We start from the raw sequence: 15930 nt of genomic DNA on the forward strand, positions 1-15930 counted from the left end.
CCACGTTCGAGAACAGGAGTGAGCCCCTTGGCGATCCAGTCGATCCGGCTGTTCGGAGATCCGGTGCTGCGCACCCCGGCGGCCCCTGTCGTCGACTTCGACAAGGAGCTGCGCAAGCTGGTCAAGGACCTCACCGACACGATGATGGACGCCCCGGGCGCGGGCCTCGCGGCCCCGCAGATCGGCGTCGGCCTGCGGGTGTTCACCTACTACGTCGACGACCGGCTCGGCCACCTCATCAACCCCGACCTCGACCTGTCCGCCGACCTCGACGAGGAGGGCGAGGAGGGCTGCCTGTCCTTCCCCGGCCTGTCCTACCCGACGCCGCGCGCCGTCCGGGCCGTGGCCAAGGGCGTCGACATGCACGGCGAGCCGGTCACGCTGGAGGGCACCGACCTGATGGCCCGCTGCTTCCAGCACGAGACCGACCACCTCGACGGCATCCTGTTCATCGACCGCATGGACCCCAAGCAGCGCAAGCTGGCCATGAAGGCGATCCGCGAGGCCGAGTGGAGCGGCCTGTCCGCCCCCGTGATCAGGATGTCGCCGCACGCCACCGGCGGAAGGGCGCTCTGACGATGCGGCTGGTCTTCGCGGGCACACCCGAGACGGCGCTGCCGTCGCTGCGCATGCTGATCGACTCACCGCGGCACGAGGTCGTGGCCGTCATCACCCGTCCCGACGCCCAGTCCGGGCGGGGGCGCAAGGTCCACCCCTCGCCGGTGGCCGAGCTCGCGGAGGAGGCCGGCATCGAGGTGCTGCGCCCGGCCAAGGTCGGCGACCCGGCCTTCCTCGACACGCTGCGCGCGCTGGAGCCCGACTGCTGCCCGGTGGTGGCCTACGGCGCGCTGCTGCCGCAGTCGGCGCTCGACGTGCCCCGGCACGGCTGGATCAACCTGCACTTCTCGGTCCTGCCCGCCTGGCGCGGCGCGGCGCCCGTCCAGCACGCGGTGCTGCACGGCGACGAGATCACCGGCGCGACGACGTTCCAGATCGTCAAGGAGCTCGACGCCGGCCCGGTCTACGGGGTCGTCACCGAGGAGATCCTGACCCACGACACCAGCGGCTCCCTCCTCGAACGCCTGTCGGTCTCCGGCGCCGGCCTGCTGGCCGCCACGCTCGACGGCGTCGAGGACGGCGCGCTGGAGGCCCGTCCCCAGCCGCTCGACGGCGTGACCGTCGCGCCCAAGATCAACGTCGCCGACGCGCGGGTCGACTGGTCCAAGCCCGCCATGCGGGTCGACCGGCTGATCCGCGCCTGCACCCCCGGCCCGGGGGCGTGGAGCGAGTTCAGGGGCCAGCGGGTGAAGCTCGGCCCGGCCAAGGTCGCCGTCCAGGCCGACCGGCTCGCGCCCGGCCGGATCCTGGCCACGAAGAGCCTCGTGCTCGTCGGCACCGCCACCGACCCCGTCGAGCTGGGCGAGGTGCAGCCGCAGGGCAAGCGGGCGATGGACGCGGTCGAGTGGGCGCGCGGCGTCCGGCTTGCGGGTGACGATGTCCTCGCGTGACCGGGGCGGCCCCACGGGCACCAAGCCCCGCGGAGCGAGCCGTCCCCGCCGCCCCGCCCGTGACCACGCCCGCAACGCCGCCTTCGACCTCCTGCGGGCCGTCGACGAGCGCGACGCCTACGCCAACCTGCTCCTGCCGCGCCTGCTGCGCGAGCGCGACATCCGCGGGCGCGACGCGGCGCTGGCCACCGAGCTGGCCTACGGCACGCTGCGCGGCCTCGGCACCTACGACGCGATCATCGAGATGTGCAGCGACCGGGCGCCCGACCCGGCCGTGCGCGACGCCCTGCGGCTGGGAGCCCACCAGCTCCTGCGCATGCGCGTCCCGCCGCACGCCGCCGTCGGCACCACCGTCGATCTCGTACGCCTGCGCGTCGGCCAGGGCGCGGCCAAGTTCGTCAACGCGGTGCTGCGCAAGATCAGCTCGCGCGAGCTGGAGGACTGGATCCCCATCGTCGCGCCCGACGCCGACCAGGATCCCGTGGGCCACCTGGCCGTCGCCTACGGCCATCCCCGCTGGATCGTCTCCGCCTTCCGCGACGCGCTGGGCGGCGGCGGCGAGCTGGCCGACCTGCTCGACGCCGACAACGTCCGCCCGCTGGTGACCCTGGTCGCGCGGCCGGGGCGCAGCTCGGTGGAGGAGCTGGCCGAGGCCGGCGCCGATCCCGGCCGCTACTCGCCGTACGCGGCCTACCTGCGCGAGGGCGATCCCGGGCAGATCGAGGCCGTGGCCGAGACGCGCGCGGCCGTCCAGGACGAAGCCAGCCAGCTCGTGGCGCTCGCCCTGACCCGGGTGCCGCTGGAGGGCGAGGACGAGCTCTGGCTCGACATGTGCGCCGGGCCGGGCGGCAAGGCGGGCCTGCTCGACGCCGTCGCCACGTACGGCGACCTGGCGGGCCTCGACGGCGAGCGCCGCGCGGGCGACGGCCCGGCGGCGGGCGGCGGGGTGGCGTTCCCGGGCGGGGCCCGGGTGCTGGCCGCCGACGTGCAGTACCACCGGGCGCGGCTGGTCTGGCAGACCACCAGGAACGCCTCGGTGGTCACCGCCGACGGCACCGAACCCGCCTGGCGGCCCGGGGTGTTCGACCGGGTGATGCTCGACGCACCCTGCACGGGGCTGGGCGCGCTGCGGCGGCGTCCGGAGGCCCGGTGGCGGCGCGACCCCGCAAGCATCGCCGAGCTGGGCGCGTTGCAGCGGCGGCTGCTCGGCACGGCCCTCGACGCCGTGCGCCCGGGTGGCGTGGTGGCGTACGTGACGTGCTCGCCGCACCTGGCCGAGACGCGCGTCGTGGTCGGCGACGTCATGAGGCGCAGGGACGACGTGGAGCAGCTCGACGCGCGTGACTACCTGCCGGAGGCCGACGGGCTCGGCGACGGCCCGCACGCGCAGTTCTGGCCGCACCGCCACGGCACGGACGCCATGTTCCTCGCCCTCCTCCGCAAACGCCCCTGACCACTGGCCGCCTGCGTGGGGGGAGAGGGCGTCCGGGCTCCTCCCCCCGGCTGATTGCGTGGTGGGAGGGGGCGTCCGGGGGGATCGGGCGGTTCAATAGACTGGCGCATCATGGCCGTACAGATCTCGCCCAGCATCCTCGCCGCCGACTTCGCGCGGCTGGCCGACGAGGCCGCCGCAGTGCCGAACGCCGACTGGCTGCACGTGGATGTCATGGACTACCACTTCGTGCCCAATCTCACCCTGGGGCTGCCCGTGGTGGAATCCCTCCGCAAAGCCACGCAGACGCCCCTCGACTGCCATCTCATGATCGCCGACCCCGACCGCTGGGCCCCCCAGTACGCCGAGGCCGGGGCGGGCAGCGTGACCATCCACGCGGAGGCGTCCAAGGCGCCGGTGCGGACGTTGCGTGAGATCCGGTCGCTCGGCGCCAGGGCGGGCCTCGCGCTCAACCCGGCCACGGCCGTGGAGCCGTTCGAGGGGCTGTTCGGCGAGATCGACATGATGCTGCTGATGACGGTGGAGCCGGGGTTCGGGGGGCAGAGGTTCCTCGACATGGTGCTGCCGAAGGTGCGCGCGGCGCGGGCGATGATCGAGCGGCACGGCGGGTCGGTCTGGCTCCAGGTCGACGGAGGCGTGACGGCCGAGACGATCGAGCGCTGTGCGGAGGCGGGCGCCGACGTGTTCGTGGCCGGCAGCGCCGTCTACGGGGCCGACGACCCGGTGGCGGCCATCGACTCCCTGCGCGCCGCCGCCGCCCGCTGACCTCACCCTCTCATCCACGGGCGTGCTCGCGCACTCCCGTGGCCCCTCCGCGCCTCGTGGAGCGCGCGCCGGCACCAGGGAAGTGCGCGGCCCGGTGCGGCGGCATGCAGGCGGCGTCCGGCCGAGGCGCGGTACCCGTCTGTGGAGACGGCGGTGCAAGGCCCGGTGTATGACGCTCCCGGGCGGCCGGCGGTCCGGCGGGGCGCGGGTGGTGAGCGGAGCGTGAGCGTGGGGTGATCGTCCTGGGGACGCCTCCGGGGCGGGCGGCAGCCTGCCCTCGAACCGATCCACTTCGGTTACCCGCCTGAGATCAAAAGCCGCAACGTCGCGAAATTTCAATCCCCAACCTATTGATCAGTATGACGTCCGTCACTTCGGGATTGGGTTATTTTTTGTCAGGATTCTGTGACATAGCCTGATCCGATAGCGCGGGTTACCGATCTTGGTAAGCCGCATTTCCCCAGGTCAAACCCCCTGATAGCCCCTGATCATCACCGAGCCACCATCAGGCGTAGTGACCTTACCGTTATGTCGAACTATTGCTGACTGTGATGTTTGGCTAGATATCCTGCGTTTTGATCGCCGTTCCACGTCATGAGTTTTCGCGGCGTAAGACGGTCTTTTTCCATTGCGGGGGTCTTCTCCTACCGGGGTTTCCGGGCCCTCGTTCAGTGCGAACGGAGGGTAATGGGCAAGTACCTGCTCCGCAGGTTGGCGATCAATCTGATCCTGGTCGCGATCGCGGCAAGCTTGGCTTACATGCTCGCCGCGACGACCATGAACCCCCGCGGCGCGTATGAAGGCCGCCAGCCTCCCGTCGCCGAGGAAGTCATCGACGCCACCCTCGACAGCTACAACCTCAACGACAAGACGCCCGTCCTGGAGCGCTACGCGACCTGGGCCAAGGGCGTGGTCACGGGTGACTTCGGCAAGACCTGGAACGGCGGTTCGGTCAACGACGAGATGGGCCGAAGGATCTCCGTCAGCCTCCGGCTGCTGCTGGTCGGCACGATCCTCGGGTTCGTCTTCGGAGTCGCGCTCGGCGCACTGTCGGCGATCAAGCAATACCGGATAACCGACCGAGTGATCGGCGTCGGCTCGTTCGTGATCATGGCGATTCCGGTGTTCGTGCTGGCCACGCTGCTGGCGATCAGCGCCTACAACCTCAACCGCGGGCTCGGCTTCACGCTGATCGAGTTCACCGGCGAGTACAACCCCAAGCTGTCCGGCTGGGACCAGTTCACCAACCGGCTGAACCACCTGATCCTGCCGACCATCTCGCTCAGCCTCGGCTCGATCGCCTTCTACAGCCGCATCCAGCGCAACATGATGCTCGACGTGCTCGGCCAGGACTTCGTCCGCACGGCGATGGCCAAGGGCCTGCGGCGCAGGACGGCCCTGATCAAGCACGCGCTGCGCACCGCGCTGATCCCCGCGGCCACGTACTTCGCCTTCGCCTTCGGCACGATGCTCACCGGCGCCACCTTCACCGAGAAGATCTTCGCCTGGAACGGCATGGGCGCCTGGCTGGTCGACTCGATCAACCAGAACGACGTGAACTCGGTCGCCGCGGTCAGCATGTTCGCCTCCGTCTGCGTCCTGTTCGCCGGCTTCCTGTCGGACCTGCTGGTGGCGGCCCTCGACCCACGAGTGCGGGTGAGCTAAGTGCGTTCCAAGGTTGTTCTCGGGCGGATGCTGCGCAACCGGCAGGCCCGCTACGGCTTCATCGCCCTCCTGCTGCTGGTGGCGCTGGCCTACATCGGCCCCTACTTCGGCGCCTACGACTGGACGGACAAGGACTTCCTGTCCTTCCTGTCGGCGCCGTCGTCCGACCACTGGTGGGGCACCACCACGATCGGCCAGGACATGTACGCCGTCACCCTGCGCGGCATGCAGAAGTCGATCATCATCGGCCTGCTCGTGGCGCTCATCTCGACCGGCCTGGCCGCCATGGTCGGCGCCTTCGCCGGGTACTTCGGCGGCTGGGTGGACCGCGTCCTCATGTGGGGCGTGGACCTGCTCCTCGTCCTGCCCAGCTTCCTGATCATCGCGATCGCCTCGCCGCGCCTGCGCGGCGCCTCCTGGCTCTGGTTCGTGGTCCTGCTGGCGGCGTTCGCCTGGATGATCACCTCCAGGGTGGTGCGCAGCATGACGCTCTCGCTCCGTGAGCGCGAGTACGTGCAGGCGGCCGTCTACATGGGCATCCCCCGCTGGAAGATCATTTTCCGGCACATCGTGCCGAACCTGTCCTCCTTGCTGATCATCGACGCCACGCTCAACGTCAGTGGCGCGGTCATCGGCGAGGCCGCGCTGTCCTTCTTCGGCTTCGGCATCCAGCCTCCCGACGTCTCGCTCGGCACGCTGATCGCCGAAGGCTCCCGCAACGCCACCGGCTATCCCTGGCTGTTCGCCTTCCCTGCCGGGCTCCTGGTGCTGCTGGTGCTGAGCATCAACCTCATCGGAGACGGCCTGCGCGACGCACTCGACCCGGGGAGCAACTCATGAGCATCCTGGAGGTACAAGACCTCACCGTGACCTTCCCCGGCGGCATCGAGGCCGTCCGCGGGGTCAGCTATGAGGTCGGCCGCGGCGAGGTCCTGGGCATCGTGGGCGAGTCCGGTTCGGGCAAGTCCGTGACGTCCCTGGCGATCATGGGCCTGCTCCCGCGCAACGCCCAGATCAGCGGCTCGGTCAAGCTCCACGGCCAGGAGCTGATCGGGATGAAGGAAGACGACCTGGTCAAGGTCCGCGGCAAGTCGATGAGCATGATCTTCCAGGATCCGCTGTCGGCCTTCACGCCCGTCTACACGATCGGCGACCAGATCTCCGAGGCGCTGCGCGTCCACCAGAAGCTGGGCAAGGACAAGGCCGCCAAGCGCGCCGTCGAACTGCTCGACCTGGTCGGCATCCCGCACCCGGACGTACGCGCCAAGGCGTTCCCGCACGAGTTCTCCGGCGGCATGCGGCAGCGCGCGATGATCGCCATGGCCATCGCCAACGACCCCGACCTGCTGATCTGCGACGAGCCGACCACCGCGCTCGACGTGACCATCCAGGCCCAGGTGCTGGAGGTGCTCAAGACCGCCCAGCGCGAGACGGGCGCCGGCATCGTCATGATCACGCACGACCTGGGCGTGGTCGCGGGCATGGCCGACCGGGTGCTGGTCATGTACGCCGGCAAGCCGGTCGAGCAGGGCCACGTCGACGACATCTACTACCGGCCGCGGATGCCGTACACGATGGGGCTGCTCGCCTCGATCCCCAGGATCGACGGCGAGGAGGGGCCGCTGGTGCCGATCGAGGGCAACCCGCCCTCCCCGGCGGCGCTGCCGCCGGGCTGCCCGTTCGCGCCGCGCTGCCCGATGAAGATCGACTCCTGCGATGACGAGGAGCCGCCGCTCACCGACGTCGGCGGCGGCAGGCACGTGGCCTGCATCCGCTCCCGCGAGATCGAGTACAAGGGCCTGACCGGCACGGACGTGTTCCCGGTCCCGGTCATCCCGGTCAGCGAGGTGGTCCGCGTGCCGCGCGAGCAGCGCGCGACCGTGCTGGAGCTCGACGACCTCATCCGGCACTACCCGCTGATGAAGGGCGCGGTCTTCAAGCGCCGCGTCGGCACCGTGCACGCCGTGGACGGCATCAGCTTCGACATCGCCGAGGGCGAGACGCTGGCCCTGGTCGGCGAGTCGGGCTGCGGCAAGACCACGACCCTGCAGCAGATCATGCAGCTCGCCCCGCCGCAGCGCGGCCGGATCGTCGTGCTCGGCCAGGACAGCGCCAAGCTCGGCCCGTCCGGGCGCAAGGCGCTCAGGGGCGACCTGCAGATCGTCTTCCAGGACCCGATGGCGGCGCTCGACCCGCGCATGCCGGTCGGCGACATCATCGCCGAGCCGCTGCGCGCCCACGGGCGCAAGAACGTCAAGCAGCGGGTCGCCGAGCTGCTCGAACTGGTGGGCCTGGCGCCGGAGTACGCCGAGCGCTACCCGCAGAGCTTCTCCGGCGGCCAGCGCCAGCGCATCGGCATCGCCCGCGCGCTGGCCCTGGAGCCCAAGCTTCTCGTCCTGGACGAGCCGGTCTCGGCCCTCGACGTGTCCATCCAGGCCGGTGTCATCAACCTGCTGGACGAGCTGAAGAACACCCTGGGGTTGTCGTACCTGTTCGTGGCGCACGACCTGGCCGTGGTCCGGCATCTGGCCGACCGCGTCGCGGTCATGTACCTCGGCAGGATCGCCGAGATCGGCACGGTCAAGGAGGTCTACGACCGCCCCGCCCACCCCTACACGCAGGCGCTGCTGTCAGCGATCCCGCTGCCCGACCCCGAGATGGAGCGCACGCGCAAGCGGATCCTGCTCGAAGGCGACCTGCCCAGCCCGGCCAACCCGCCATCGGGTTGCCGGTTCCGCACCCGCTGCCCCAAGTTCGCCCTGCTCACCGAGGCCGAACGCCGGCGCTGTGTGGATGAAGAGCCCTCGGTTGCCCGGCTCGCGAACGCCGTCGATCACGGCGCCGCCTGCCACTACGCGGAGGAAGTCGAGGTCATCACGGCCTCGGACGATCAGGAGGAAAAGTGAAGGTTCGTTACCGGGCGGCGGCGGGAATCGCCGTCCTCGCCATGGCCGTGGCGGCTTGTGGCGGTGGTGGCGGCGAGGCCAAGAAGCCGAGCGCCGAGCAGTCGCAGCAGGCTCAGCAGCAGATGTCGCAGACCCCTGGCATCGCGATCAACCCCGTCGCGTACGAGCAGGTCAAGGACGGCGGCACGCTCACCCTCTCGGTCGGCCAGTGGCCGAGCCAGTGGAACGGCAACCACGTCGACGGCAACCAGCGCGACACGGCGGACATGCTCGACTCGCTGATGCCGCAGCTGATGATCGCCGACTCCGAGGCCAACTTCAAGGCCAACCCCGACTACCTCACCGACGTCAAGATGGACCTGTCGTCGGGCAAGCAGGTCGTCACCTACACGCTGAACGACAAGGCCCAGTGGTCGGACGGCACGCCGATCACCTGGAAGGACCTCGAGGCGGCGTGGAAGGCCAACAGCGGCAAGGACAAGAAGTTCAAGCCGGCCTCCACCGACGGCTGGGACCGCATCGACTCGGTCACGAAGGGTGACACCGACAAGGTCGCCATCGTGACGTACGGCAAGAACTACCCCGAGTGGCAGGGCCAGTTCTCCCGTTCGCCGCACCTCTACCCGGCCTCCCACATGGAGACCCCGGAGAAGTACGAGAAGGACTACCTGCAGAAGATCCCGGTCACCGCCGGGCCCTTCAAGGTCGAGAGCATCAACGAGGGCACCAAGACCCTCACCGTGGTGCGCGACGACAAGTGGTGGGGCAGGAAGGCCAAGCTCGACAAGGTCATCTACCGGACCATCGAGACCCCCGCCGCGCAGGTCAACGCCTTCGCCAACGGTGAGCTCGACGCGGTGGAGATCCCGCCGGGCAGCCCGGCCGACCTCAAGCGGGCCAAGGAGGTCCCGAACGTCGACGTCCGCAAGGCGCTCAGCCCGAACTGGCGGCACATCACCGTCAACAACCAGAGCGCGTTCCTGAAGGACAAGTCGGTCCGCCAGGCCGTGCAGTACGCGATCAACCGTGACGTGATCACGCAGTCCGACCTCAAGGACATGGACTGGCCGCTGCAGACGCTGGGCAACCACGTCTTCATGAACAACCACAAGGCGTACGTCGACAACTCCGGCGACCTGGGCAAGTACAACCTGGCCAAGGCCAAGGAACTGCTCGACGCGGCCGGCTGGAAGCAGGAGGGCGACGTCCGCAAGAAGGACGGCAAGGAGTTCTCGCTGAACTTCGTCGTCCCGGCGGGCCTGCCGTACGCCAAGACCGAGGGTGAGCTGACCCAGGCCATGCTCAAGGAGGCCGGGATCAAGCTGACGATCCGCCCGGTCCCCGATGACAAGTTCTTCACCGACTTCATCATCAAGGGCGACTTCGACCTGGTGCCGTTCTCCTGGATCGGCACGCCGCTGCCCCTCGGTGGCCTGCCGCAGATCTACAAGTCGGGCTCCGAGTCCAACTTCCCCAAGGGCAGCGACCCGGCGCTGGACGCCGCGATCGACGCCGCGGTCAGCGAGATGGACCCGACCAAGGCCTACGCGCTGGCCAACGCCGCCGACAAGCTGATCTGGGACCAGGTGCACACCATCCCGCTGTACCAGCGTCCTGACATCCAGGCGACCAAGAAGACGCTGGCCAACTACGGCGCCTTCGGCTACCAGGCCCGTGACTACACGGCGATCGGCTTCACCGGCTGATCTCCGTAGCCTCGACAAAAACCCCCGGCCGGTTCCCGGCCGGGGGTTTTTGGCATGGTTTGTCGCCCGACTGGGTAACTGTTCACTTATGGACGACGACTATGGGATCTTCGGCCCCGAGTCGGTGACCTGGCGGGTGATGGGGGAGCCGATCCAGCTCGTCGGCGGCTTCCGCGCGCTGCTGGTGCAGGGGCTGCACCCCAGGGCGATGCGCGGCGTGCTGCAGAACTCGGCGCTGCTCGACCCGGCGGAGGCGTGGGCGCGCTTCCTGCGGACCAGCGAGTTCGTCCGGGTGCGCACGTACGGCACGCGCGCGGAGGTGGAGCGGGCCGGCCGCCGGGTGCGCAGGATCCACGCCACGCTGACCGCCCGCGATCCCGACACCGGCGAGACCTACCACCTCGACGACCCCGAGGCGCTGCGCTGGGTGCACGTCGGCGAGGTCGACTCCTACCTGACGGTCGCCCGCCGCGCCGGCGTGCGGCTGTCCGACGCCGACGCCGACAGGTTCGTCGCCGAGTGGCGGTGCGCCGCCGAGGTCGTGGGCCTGAGCGGGGACGACGTGCCGGGCTCGGTGGCCGAGCTGCGCGACTACATCGCCGCCCGGCGTCCCGAGCTGCGGCTCGTGCCGGAGGCCGCCCACCCGCTGCGGCTGTCGCTGCACACCCCGCTGCCCGGCGCGCTGTCCGCGCTGCGGCCCGCGGTGCCCGCCCTCACCGTGCTGGCCCTGGCCACGCTGCCGCGCTGGGCCCGCCGCCTGTACGGCCTGCCCGCCACGCCCGTCGGCGACCTGTGGGCCTCGGCCACGCTGCGCGCCCTGCACACCGGCATCGGCCTGGTCCCCGCGCAGGTCCGCTACGCGCCCTCGGCCCGCCGGGCACGCAAGCTGATGGCCGCTTGAGCGAGCGCTTGTTCAAATAGCACGGGGGCGGTCGCGCTTTCCGTAATCGGCATGGCAAACTGGTGCAAGAAGAGAGCTAGCGTGCTCCGGGGTCGGTGAAAGTCCGAACCGGCGGTTACAGTCCGCGACCCGGCCGATGCCATCGGCCGGTTGACCCGGTGAAATTCCGGGACCGACGGTTAAAGTCCGGATGGGAGGAAGCGCGCGAGGTGTCCGGCGTCCCAGCCGGGCTCCTGATGTGGTGCCGTGCCGGCACCCGAAAACCCCCGGGGCCCGCCGTGGCTTGAAGCTACTGGCGAGTAGGAGACCCGGGTGGACATCTCAGCCGCCGACGCCGCGCACATGGCGCGCGCCGTCGAGCTGGCCGCGCGCGGACACGGCGGCACCAGCCCCAACCCCGTCGTCGGCTGCGTCGTTCTCTCGGCCGCCGGGCAGGTCGCGGGCGAGGGCTTCCACGCGTACGCGGGCGGGCCGCACGCCGAGGTCGTGGCGCTGGCCCAGGCGGGGGAGCGGGCACGCGGCGGCACGGCGTACGTGACGCTGGAGCCCTGCGACCACACCGGCCGCACCGGGCCGTGCAGCCGGGCGTTGCTGGCCGCGGGCGTGGCCCGCGTGGTCGTCGCCGTGGCCGACCCCAACCCGAAGGCCGCCGGCGGCGCGGCCAGGCTGCGGGACGCCGGGGTGAGCGTGACGCAGGGCGTGCTGACCGAGGCGGCCGAGCGGGTCAACGAGGAATGGCTCACCTACGCCCGGCTCGGCAGGCCCCACGTGACCTGGAAGTTCGCCGCCACCCTCGACGGCAGGTCGGCCGCCGCCGACGGCACCAGCCAGTGGATCACCTCGCCGCAGGCGCGGGCCGACGTCCACCGGCTGCGCGCCGCCTCCGACGCCATCGTGGCCGGCATCGGCACCGTGCTCGCAGACGACCCCCATCTCACCGTCCGCCTCCCCGAACCGGCCGGGAGCGCCGGGACGGGCGACGCGGGCACGCTGCTGGCCGGGAGCCCCCCGCTGGCCGACCGGCCCCTGGGTGCCCGGCCGCCCCTGCGGGTCGTCGTGGACACCGAGGGCCGCACTCCGCCCGCGGCCCGCGTCCTCGACGACGAGGCCCCCACGCTGGTGGCCGTCGCCGACGACGCCGGCACCGGGCTCGAGGCCGGCCTGCTGCGCCTGCCCCGCCACGAGCCCGGAGGCGGCCTCGACCTGCACGCCCTCCTGCGCGAGCTGGCCGCCCGCGAGGTGGTCAGCGTGTTCCTGGAGGGCGGCCCCACCCTCGCCGGCGCGTTCCTGCGGCAGGGCCTCATCGACCGCGTGATCGCCTACCTCGCCCCCGCCCTCCTCGGCGAGGGCAGGGCCGCGCTCGGCCCGGCCGGCGTCGCCACGATCAGCGGCGCCCACCGCCTCACCTTCGACGAGTTTTCCCCCATCGGGCCGGATCTGCGGCTGACCGCGCGGCCCGCTCCGCATCAAGGCAGGGAGAAGTGATGTTCACCGGAATCATCGAGGAGAAGGGCGAAGTCGTCGCCATCGAGCCGGCGGGCGGCGGCGCCCTGCTGTCCGTACGCGGCCCTCTCGTCACCTCCGACGCCGCCCATGGGGACTCGATCGCCGTCAACGGCGTCTGCCTGACGGTCGTCGAGGTCAAGGACGACGTGTTCACCGTCGACGTCATCAGGGAGTCGCTCGACCGCAGCTCGCTCGGCGGCCTCACCGCGGGCTCGGCGGTCAACCTCGAACGGTCCGTACGCGCCGACCAGCGCCTCGGCGGTCACATCGTCCAGGGCCACGTGGACGGCACCGCCCGCCTGCTGTCCCGCGCCCCCGGCGAGAACTGGGACGACCTGCGCTTCTCCCTCCCCGGCCCGCTCAGCCGGTACGTGGCCGAGAAGGGCTCGATCGCCATCGACGGAATCAGCCTGACCGTCACGACGGTTGACGACGAAAGCTTCGGCGTGAGTCTCATCCCGACCACGCTGAAGCTGACCACCATGGGCGACCGCCAGGTGGGCGACGTGGTGAACATCGAGGTCGATGTGATCGCCAAGTATGTGGAGAGGCTGGTGGGCACCCGATGAGCTGGGTGGACGCATCGATTGACATCTTCGGTCGGCCGGTGAAGTGGACGGACCTGACCGGTAACGTGTTCGCCCTGGCCACGGTGGCGTTCGCGATGCGCAAGTCCATGTGGACCTGGCCCGTGCAGTTCACCGGCTCGGTGCTGTTGTTCCTCGCCTCGATCAGCGCGCACGTCACCGGCAACGCGCTCAAGCAGGCCCTGTTCGCCGTGCTGGCCGTCTACGGGTGGTGGAAGTGGCGGCAGGGCACCCAGGAGCACGCCCTGGCCGTGCGGCCCGCCACGGGCGGCGAGCGGTGGCGGATGCTGGCGGCGCTCGTGGTGGGCACCGTGGCCGTGACGGCCCTGTTCAAGACGTTCGACCTGTCGTGGTACCCGGGGGCGTCGCTGGCCGTCGTGGCCTCCGACGCCTACATCTTCGTCGCCGGCGCGGTCGCCACCTGGGCGCAGGGCCGGGCGCTGGTCGACTTCTGGATCGTGTGGGTGCTGGTGGACCTGGTGGGCGTGCCGGTGACCTTCAAGTCCGGCCTCTACGTGTCCGGCGCCGTCTACGGCGTGTTCTTCGTCATGGTCCTCACGGGCTTCGCCAAGTGGCTGCGCGAGTACCGCGCCGCCCGTCCTGAACTGGTGGCAGCGGCATGAACGACGACATGAACGAGATCAAGCTCGACCCGATCGAGCGCGCCATCGAGGACATCCGCGTCGGCCGTCCCGTCGTGGTCGTGGACGACGAGAACCGCGAGAACGAGGGCGACCTGATCTTCGCCGCCCAGAAGGCCACGCCGGAGCTGTGCACGTTCCTGATCCGGCACACCAGCGGCATGATCTGCGTGGCCATGGACGGCAAGGAGCTCGACCGGCTCGGGCTGCCGCTCATGGTGTCCCAGAACCGCGAACGCCTGCGCACCGCGTACACGGTCACCGTGGACGCCCGCGACGGCGTCACCACCGGCATCTCCGCCGCCGACCGGGCCAGGACCATCCGCACCCTGGCCGACTCGGCCACCGAGCCCAACGAGCTGGTCCGGCCCGGCCACGTCTTCCCGCTGCGCTACCGCGAGGGCGGCGTGCTGGCCCGGCGCGGCCACACCGAGGCGGCCGTCGACCTGGCCAGGCTCGCCGGGCTGTCGCCGGCCGGGGCGCTGGCCGAGGTGGTCAACGACGACGGCACCATGGCCAGGCTGCCGCAGTTGCGCCGCTTCGCCGACGAGCACGACCTGGCGCTGGTCTCCATCGAGCAACTCGTCGACCACCGCCGCCGCGCCGAGAGCATGGTCACCAGGGTCGCCGAGACCCGCCTGCCCAACGCGTACGGCATGTGGCGGGCCTACGGCTACGCCAGCGCCCTCGACGGCGGCGAGCACGTCGCGCTCGTCTACGGCGAGCTCGGCGGCGGCGAGAACATCCTGGTCAGGGCCCACTCCGAATGCCTGACCGGCGACGTGTTCGGCTCGCTGCGCTGCGACTGCGGCGTGCAGCTCGACCACGCCATGGGCGCCATCGCGCAGGAGGGCCGCGGCGTCGTCGTCTACCTGCGCGGCCACGAGGGCCGGGGCATCGGCCTGCTGGCCAAGCTCAAGGCCTACAGCCTCCAGGACAACGGCAGCGACACCGTCGACGCCAACGTCGAGCTGGGGCTGCCGGTGGACGCCCGCGAGTTCTCCAACGCCGGCCAGATCCTCGCCGACCTCGGCGTGCGCTCGGTGCGGCTGCTCACCAACAACCCGGCCAAGCTCAAGGGCATGGACGGCTACGGCATCAAGGTGCTCGGCCGCGAGCCCATGCCCGTGGCCCTGAACCCGCACAACGAGCGCTACCTGGCGGCCAAGCGCGACCGGCTCGGCCACGACATCTCCGCGGGCGCCCGGCAGGACATCCCGCAGGACATCCCGCAGGACATCCCGCACGACATCCCGCACGACATCTCGGAGGCATCATGAGCGGCGAGGGCCGTCCCGGCGTGGCCGTGGTGGACGCGGCCGGCCTGGTCGTGGGCGTGGTGGCGGCGAGCTGGCACGCCAGGATCACCGACCAGCTCGTGGCGCGGGCCGTGCAGGCGTGCGACGACAGCGGCGCCACCGCGACCGTGGTGCGCGTGCCCGGCTCGCTGGAGATCCCCGTCGTGGCGCAGGCCCTGGCCCGGCGCTGTGACGCGGTGGTCGCCCTCGGCGCGGTCATCAAGGGCGAGACCGCCCATTTCGACTACGTCTGCGACTCGGTCACCAGCGGGCTGACCCGCGTCTCGCTCGACGAGGAGACGCCCGTCGGCAACGGCGTGCTCACCTGCGAGACGATGGACCAGGCGCTCGACCGTTCCGGACTGCCCGGCAGCAAGGAGGACAAGGGGTACGAGTCGGCCATGGCCGCCCTGGAGACCGCCCTCCTCCTGAGGGACCTCCACTGAGCTGCGGTAGGTTTCCCTCGTGCCCGAGCCCGTGACTCCGCCGCCCCTGCCCGTGACCTGGCGTCCCAGCCGGGGCCGGATCGTGCCCTACGCCTTCGCCGTGGTGGTCGTGGCCGGGGCGGTCCTCATGGCGATCTTCATCGCCGACCCGTTCAAGCTGCCCGACCGGGTGGCGATCGTGGGCTTCGGCCTGGCGGTGGCGTACGTCCTCCACCTGCTGGGCCGGGTCCGGGTGGAGGCCGACGAGAAGGGCCTGACCGTCGTCAACGCCCTGCGCGTCCACCGCTACACCTGGCCCGAGGTCATCGACGTGACCCTGCTGGTGGGCGACCCGTGGCCGAAGATCGACTTCTCCGACGGCCGGACGATCGGCGCCATGGGCATCCAGGGCTCGGAGAAGGCCCGCGCCCGCCGGGCCACGGCCGAGCTGGCCGCGCTGATCCGCGAACGCGGCGAGGCGTCCGAGTCCGGCGACTGAAACCCGATGACGGGGGCGAGCCGATATCGCCGGACCGGGGTGGCGACGTAGCCTGAAGGCGTGCTGCGGC

15 protein-coding genes and 1 riboswitch are annotated in these 15930 nt (G+C 70.9%); all 15 genes read left to right on the plus strand.

From position 1 onward, the window contains the following. Window positions 1-27 precede the first annotated feature (27 nt). The 15 genes from def to ACIHAD_RS10870 all read left to right on the plus strand — a co-directional run bounded on the left by def (window position 28) and on the right by ACIHAD_RS10870 (window position 15860). Entirely contained in the window at window positions 28-576 is a 549-nt protein-coding gene (gene def / locus ACIHAD_RS10800) for a peptide deformylase (protein WP_189647963.1), read from the plus strand. A 2-nt stretch (window positions 577-578) separates the two neighbouring features. Then, window positions 579-1508, plus strand: coding sequence for a methionyl-tRNA formyltransferase (fmt, locus tag ACIHAD_RS10805; RefSeq protein ID WP_397354152.1), 930 nt, complete (start codon window positions 579-581; stop codon window positions 1506-1508). Further along, on the plus strand, window positions 1495-2961 hold the full coding sequence (locus ACIHAD_RS10810; protein WP_397354153.1) for an RsmB/NOP family class I SAM-dependent RNA methyltransferase: 1467 nt from the start codon (window positions 1495-1497) through the stop codon (window positions 2959-2961). The genes fmt and ACIHAD_RS10810 overlap by 14 nt, the downstream gene beginning before the upstream one ends. A gap of 111 nt (window positions 2962-3072) precedes the next feature. Then, the gene (gene rpe, locus ACIHAD_RS10815) at window positions 3073-3726 is read left to right on the plus strand and encodes a ribulose-phosphate 3-epimerase (protein ID WP_397354154.1); all 654 of its coding nucleotides are present in this window, start codon (window positions 3073-3075) and stop codon (window positions 3724-3726) included. 687 nt (window positions 3727-4413) lie between these two features. Continuing rightward, entirely contained in the window at window positions 4414-5391 is a 978-nt protein-coding gene (locus tag ACIHAD_RS10820; RefSeq protein ID WP_397354155.1) for an ABC transporter permease, read from the plus strand. Further along, on the plus strand, window positions 5392-6231 hold the full coding sequence (locus ACIHAD_RS10825; RefSeq protein ID WP_397354156.1) for an ABC transporter permease: 840 nt from the start codon (window positions 5392-5394) through the stop codon (window positions 6229-6231). Further along, window positions 6228-8297: a dipeptide ABC transporter ATP-binding protein gene (locus ACIHAD_RS10830; RefSeq protein WP_397354157.1), complete on the plus strand. Its 2070-nt coding sequence runs from the start codon at window positions 6228-6230 to the stop codon at window positions 8295-8297. Before ACIHAD_RS10825 ends, ACIHAD_RS10830 begins: the two co-directional genes overlap by 4 nt. Beyond that, a complete protein-coding gene (locus tag ACIHAD_RS10835) occupies window positions 8294-10003 on the plus strand; it encodes an ABC transporter family substrate-binding protein (RefSeq protein ID WP_397354158.1) in 1710 nt (569 codons plus the stop codon). The genes ACIHAD_RS10830 and ACIHAD_RS10835 overlap by 4 nt, the downstream gene beginning before the upstream one ends. 88 nt (window positions 10004-10091) lie before the next feature. Next, window positions 10092-10904, plus strand: coding sequence for an oxygenase MpaB family protein (locus ACIHAD_RS10840; RefSeq protein ID WP_397354159.1), 813 nt, complete (start codon window positions 10092-10094; stop codon window positions 10902-10904). A 77-nt stretch (window positions 10905-10981) separates the two neighbouring features. Next, window positions 10982-11112: riboswitch (FMN riboswitch) on the plus strand. A 104-nt stretch (window positions 11113-11216) separates the two neighbouring features. After that, window positions 11217-12389, plus strand: coding sequence for a bifunctional diaminohydroxyphosphoribosylaminopyrimidine deaminase/5-amino-6-(5-phosphoribosylamino)uracil reductase RibD (gene ribD, locus ACIHAD_RS10845; protein WP_397354160.1), 1173 nt, complete (start codon window positions 11217-11219; stop codon window positions 12387-12389). After that, window positions 12389-12979 (plus strand): riboflavin synthase, encoded by a 591-nt coding sequence (locus tag ACIHAD_RS10850; RefSeq protein ID WP_397354161.1) that lies wholly within the window; start codon window positions 12389-12391, stop codon window positions 12977-12979. The genes ribD and ACIHAD_RS10850 overlap by 1 nt, the downstream gene beginning before the upstream one ends. Continuing rightward, window positions 12976-13620, plus strand: a complete 645-nt coding sequence (locus ACIHAD_RS10855) for a nicotinamide riboside transporter PnuC (protein ID WP_397354162.1) — start codon at window positions 12976-12978, stop codon at window positions 13618-13620. The genes ACIHAD_RS10850 and ACIHAD_RS10855 overlap by 4 nt, the downstream gene beginning before the upstream one ends. A gap of 8 nt (window positions 13621-13628) precedes the next feature. Then, a complete protein-coding gene (locus ACIHAD_RS10860) occupies window positions 13629-14918 on the plus strand; it encodes a bifunctional 3,4-dihydroxy-2-butanone-4-phosphate synthase/GTP cyclohydrolase II (RefSeq protein ID WP_397354647.1) in 1290 nt (429 codons plus the stop codon). Continuing rightward, a complete protein-coding gene (gene ribH / locus ACIHAD_RS10865) occupies window positions 14915-15382 on the plus strand; it encodes a 6,7-dimethyl-8-ribityllumazine synthase (protein WP_397354163.1) in 468 nt (155 codons plus the stop codon). Before ACIHAD_RS10860 ends, ribH begins: the two co-directional genes overlap by 4 nt. Window positions 15383-15401: 19 nt before the next feature. Beyond that, entirely contained in the window at window positions 15402-15860 is a 459-nt protein-coding gene (locus tag ACIHAD_RS10870; protein WP_397354164.1) for a PH domain-containing protein, read from the plus strand. Window positions 15861-15930: the final 70 nt, after the last annotated feature.

The sequence above is a fragment of the Nonomuraea sp. NPDC052265 genome (assembly GCF_044547985.1).
GTDB lineage: Bacteria > Actinomycetota > Actinomycetes > Streptosporangiales > Streptosporangiaceae > Nonomuraea.

Coding starts and splice junctions, on each gene's coding strand:
- ACIHAD_RS10855 (WP_397354162.1), top strand. CDS start 12,976: ATGAGCTGGGTGGACGCATCGATTGACATCTTCGGTCGGCCGGTGAAG.
- ACIHAD_RS10850 (WP_397354161.1), top strand. CDS start 12,389: ATGTTCACCGGAATCATCGAGGAGAAGGGCGAAGTCGTCGCCATCGAG.
- ACIHAD_RS10840 (WP_397354159.1), top strand. CDS start 10,092: ATGGACGACGACTATGGGATCTTCGGCCCCGAGTCGGTGACCTGGCGG.
- ribH (WP_397354163.1), top strand. CDS start 14,915: ATGAGCGGCGAGGGCCGTCCCGGCGTGGCCGTGGTGGACGCGGCCGGC.
- ACIHAD_RS10860 (WP_397354647.1), top strand. CDS start 13,629: ATGAACGAGATCAAGCTCGACCCGATCGAGCGCGCCATCGAGGACATC.
- rpe (WP_397354154.1), top strand. CDS start 3,073: ATGGCCGTACAGATCTCGCCCAGCATCCTCGCCGCCGACTTCGCGCGG.
- ACIHAD_RS10830 (WP_397354157.1), top strand. CDS start 6,228: ATGAGCATCCTGGAGGTACAAGACCTCACCGTGACCTTCCCCGGCGGC.
- fmt (WP_397354152.1), top strand. CDS start 579: ATGCGGCTGGTCTTCGCGGGCACACCCGAGACGGCGCTGCCGTCGCTG.
- ACIHAD_RS10810 (WP_397354153.1), top strand. CDS start 1,495: ATGTCCTCGCGTGACCGGGGCGGCCCCACGGGCACCAAGCCCCGCGGA.
- ACIHAD_RS10820 (WP_397354155.1), top strand. CDS start 4,414: ATGGGCAAGTACCTGCTCCGCAGGTTGGCGATCAATCTGATCCTGGTC.